The sequence below is a fragment of the Pseudomonas sp. genome, assembly GCF_026224925.1.
Taxonomy (GTDB): domain Bacteria; phylum Pseudomonadota; class Gammaproteobacteria; order Pseudomonadales; family Pseudomonadaceae; genus Aquipseudomonas.
The window spans coordinates 1-3807 of the sequence record NZ_JAMFRV010000138.1; the positions used below are offsets into that span (position 1 = coordinate 1).

The window sequence follows — 3807 nt, forward strand, 5'->3', positions numbered from 1 at the left end:
AAACTCCGGCTTGACGCCAAGGGTTTCAGCCAGCTTCTTGGCGACGTCGATGTCAAACCCTTCGAGTTCGTTGCTGGCTCCCAATGCCGACTGCGGTGGGGAGTTCGGCAGTACGCCAACCCGTAATGTGCCGCTCTTGATGATCTCGTCCAACGGACGGGCCTGGGCGGACTGTCCGGCGCCTACCACCAGCAGGACGCTCAGCATTGCTACCGCAAATTTTCTCAACATAGCTCGACTCCGGACCTGATCGAATTGCCGCGCCGGGCATCGGGGCGACTGTTTGCGTTTTGATGATTATCAACAATCTGAACGGTGTCAAGCCGTCACCATGGGGGGCTAAATTCCGGGAGTGAAGTTGAATAGGCAACGATACAGGACGACGGGATCAAGCGATTTGCATCGCAATCAGTCAATGCCAAAAGTTGATGTTTCGGTATCTCGTTGAATTTAAAGTTTTAATTATTAATGGGTTCTGAAAAGCGAAAGACCTCGAAGAAAAATCGGCGGGATCTAATAGTTCGCAACGCTAGAATTGATGCGCGAGGTCGGGGCGAAATCTGCACTGCTATTACTCGAGTGCGTCAGAGTGGTGCAAAAAATATTTTTAAATAATGCGTCCATTCATCCGATGCGACTCACGCTATTGACGAGAGTGGCGTCGAATGAATACTTCCTGGAGTCTTTCCGATTAGCCGAGAAACGCCAGAATTTCCTTGTCCGACGTACCACCGACATGAGTGATAAACCGCTCGGCCGCACGGGTAAACTTCAAGTGCCAGATAGTCTCTGCGCGTTGCAAGTCGCGCGCTTTTATCGCTTCGAACAACGCCAGCATGTAATTGATCGCATCGCCCTCACGGTCGGTATAAGCGATCCTGGAAAGGTTGTTGAAACGGTATATCTCAGCAGTCAATTCGTCGAAATAGCGGGCGCAGCGCTCAAGACCGCTGGCGTGAACAATTGCGCTCTGGAACTCCATGTCATTGCGAATACTCGCCGTTTGATCAGCCAGCTTGGCCAGCTTCAATGCATTGTTCGCCAGCGTTTCCAGATTCTTCACGGTGGCTGGTTTGAGCAGTTCAGGCGTGCTGAGCAGGGCTTTGAGGGCTAATTTGCCAAGTGCCGAACGAATCGAGTACACCTCAAGAATAGTACTCGGTACTAGCTCCGCCACCACCGCGCCACGGTTCAGGCGCATTTCCACCAAGCCTTCGCGGCTCAACCGACGTAGCGCTTCGCGCACTGGGTGCCGCGACAGATTGAGTTGGTCGGTAAGCTGTTTTTCGATCAGCCGGTCACCGGGCCGAAACTGACCATTGATGATCGCAGTGCGAATCTGGTCGGCGGCATGCTCGGCGCTTTCCAGGTTGGACATCGGCGTCAGTACGGCACCTTGCGCTTTGATTTTAGAAACCATGTTGCTCCCCGCGAGCCCTTGTTCTTCAAGCGGCCGAGCTTATCACGCGGTCTCACATCCGTGCTCTAGGGATGTTGCGGGCGTGCACCTGGTTGGAAAATATCTGCAGATCGATGCTTGACGGATTGTTGACAATCTGCAATTTTAAAGCTGTCTTCGGATCTCGATGGGTCGAAAACCTCATGAACCACAGCCAGCAAAAGCTGAACCTGCAGGAAAGTTTCAAACAGTCGATGCGCCGTCTTGCGGCCAGTGTCAGCGTGATCACCTGTGCCCATGAAGGTGAGTGGTTTGGGCTCACGGCGACGGCGGTAACGTCACTGTGTGCTGAACCGGCATCGATCATTACATGTATCAATGCGTCGTCGTCGGTACTGCCGGCACTGAATGCCTCACGGTATTTTTACGTCAACCAATTGCGCAGCGAGCACGTGGATATTTCCGGAAACTTCGGCGGCAAGCTTAGAGGTGCCGAGCGTTTTACCCAGGGCCAGTGGGTTCTAGGCGAAGAGCAGGTGCCGTATCTCGACGATGCGCAGGTTAATTTGTTTTGTGAAGTGGAAAAGACCATCGCTTACGGCACCCACATTGTGGTGATCGGCCGGGTGAAGGATGTTCGGTTTGCCGAATCAGTAACGCCACTGATCTACCAGAACGGCGGTTATGTCAGTACCGCTCCATTGGCATTGTCGGTGGGTTAACGATTCAACAGAACATAAGCCCTGTTTGTTCTTCCGCGTATTGAAGTGCGTTCAACCTGACGTTGGGCCGCTATTAAATTGATTAAGTTCGTGACCGGTGTTTGGCGTCTTGGGTATTGCCACGCCTGTCTATTGAGGAGTGAAATAATGAAGTTCGGTATTTTTAGTTTGATGACGTTGCGTGATCATCCAAACGGCGTGGCCGGCGTCATGGCGGATACCAAACAAATGGTCCAGGGCGCGGAGCAGGCCGGTTTTGATATTGCCTGGTTTGCCGAACACCACTTTTGTAACTACTCCTCGTCACCATCGCCGCTGATGATGGCGGCCTATGCCGCTGGTTGGACATCGAAAATCAAGTTGGGCGCAGGAGTGCTGGTACTTCCGTTGTATAACCCGTTGCGTCTGGCGCAAGAAATTGCGCTGCTGGATGTTCTGTCGCAAGGTCGTGCAGTGATCGGACTCGGTACGGGTTACCAGTTGTTCGAGTTCGAGCGTTTCGGCGTGGCTATCGAAGACAAAGTGTCGATTTTTCTCGAATACTGGGATGTCATCGAACAAGCGCTGACCAAGGGTGAAGTCGAGTTTTCAGGCAAACATATTCAGGTCCCGCACACCACGTTTGCGATCAAGCCCCAGCAACGGCCTCTGCCGCCGGTTTATTACACCTCAACCCAACCGGCGCTGCTTGAACGCTTCAAAAATACTGACGCCATTCCATTCCTGGCGGCCAGTACTTTGGGCTCGCCAGTGCTTTACAAAATGGTCGATGGCCTGAATGACAATTGGCGTCATGTTGGTTGCGAACCAGCCAGCAAGCCGCTGTCGATCATGCAGTATGTGCACGTCACCGACAGCCGCAGCGAAGCACTGGAAGCAGGGGAGCGTGCTCGGTACGTGGGGCGTATGGCTCACCATTTGCGCCTTAATGAGTTGCCCATGGATGGCAATTTCATTCGCGATCAGGCAGTACCCGGCGAACAAAGCATTGAGGAATACACAGCCAATACCGTGATCGGCAGCGCCCACCAAGTGGCGGAGCGAATGATTCAGGACATTCAACGTCTCGACCCTATGCATTACGCCTGCAACTTCCAGTTCGGCTGTATGCCACTGGATCGCGCCCGGCGCTCGCTGGACCGTTTTGCCACTGAAGTGATTCCTTTGATCGAGAAAGAACTGGGCCCCATCGACCAGATCGGCCAACGCTGAGTGCTCGGATTGGTGGGCCATTACGGCCCTCCGGTAGCCGTCACCACGTTTTAAAAAGCGCGATAACAGCGCTGCTTGCTCCATCCCTTTAGTGTGCTGCCGATAGTGCGATCGCAAGTTCGCGCCTCGTTGTTGTGTTCACTCTAAAAGGTGGCAATCGGTATGTTCGGTTATGTCTTTTACTGGTCGTTAGTGTGGGATGCCGTGCCGGAGCTGTTAGCGGGCGCTTGGCTGACGCTGCAGATTGCGGTGTTGTCGATGGCCTTCGGAACGGTTGTGGGCTTGCTGCTGGCGCTTGCCCGTCAGCAACCTGTCGAAGACGGTAAACCAAGCGCGGGTTATCGGTTGGCAAGCGCCTGGGTCGAATTGGCGCGAAATACTCCGGTGTTGTTCCAGATCTACATGATGTATTTCGGGTTGGGATCTGTAGGCATCCAGATCAGCAGTTATGCGGCGGTACTGATCGCGCTGTCC

The 3807-nt window shown here is 53.6% G+C and carries 5 protein-coding genes; 3 read left to right on the forward strand and 2 right to left on the reverse strand.

The features are described from left to right. Together M0974_RS06085 and M0974_RS06090 are read right to left on the reverse strand one after the other, a co-directional pair. The coding region (locus M0974_RS06085; RefSeq protein ID WP_297834045.1) for a transporter substrate-binding domain-containing protein at positions 1-231 on the reverse strand (231 nt) is incomplete at its 3' end. A gap of 460 nt (positions 232-691) precedes the next feature. Beyond that, positions 692-1420, reverse strand: a complete 729-nt coding sequence (locus M0974_RS06090) for a GntR family transcriptional regulator (protein ID WP_297834047.1) — start codon at positions 1418-1420, stop codon at positions 692-694. Between the two features lie 182 nt (positions 1421-1602). Here M0974_RS06090 and M0974_RS06095 point away from each other — a divergent pair, with 182 nt between their 5' ends. The 3 genes from M0974_RS06095 to M0974_RS06105 all read left to right on the forward strand — a co-directional run. Beyond that, on the forward strand, positions 1603-2121 hold the full coding sequence (locus tag M0974_RS06095) for a flavin reductase family protein (RefSeq protein ID WP_297834049.1): 519 nt from the start codon (positions 1603-1605) through the stop codon (positions 2119-2121). Between the two features lie 147 nt (positions 2122-2268). Further along, entirely contained in the window at positions 2269-3333 is a 1065-nt protein-coding gene (locus M0974_RS06100; RefSeq protein ID WP_297834051.1) for an LLM class flavin-dependent oxidoreductase, read from the forward strand. 162 nt (positions 3334-3495) lie between these two features. Next, a partial coding sequence (locus M0974_RS06105) for an ABC transporter permease subunit (RefSeq protein WP_297834053.1) occupies positions 3496-3807 on the forward strand: 312 nt, incomplete at its 3' end.

Bases quoted from the DNA above. Each gene is read 5' to 3' on its own strand.
- M0974_RS06090 (WP_297834047.1), bottom strand. From the start codon at position 1,420: ATGGTTTCTAAAATCAAAGCGCAAGGTGCCGTACTGACGCCGATGTCC.
- M0974_RS06095 (WP_297834049.1), top strand. From the start codon at position 1,603: ATGAACCACAGCCAGCAAAAGCTGAACCTGCAGGAAAGTTTCAAACAG.
- M0974_RS06100 (WP_297834051.1), top strand. From the start codon at position 2,269: ATGAAGTTCGGTATTTTTAGTTTGATGACGTTGCGTGATCATCCAAAC.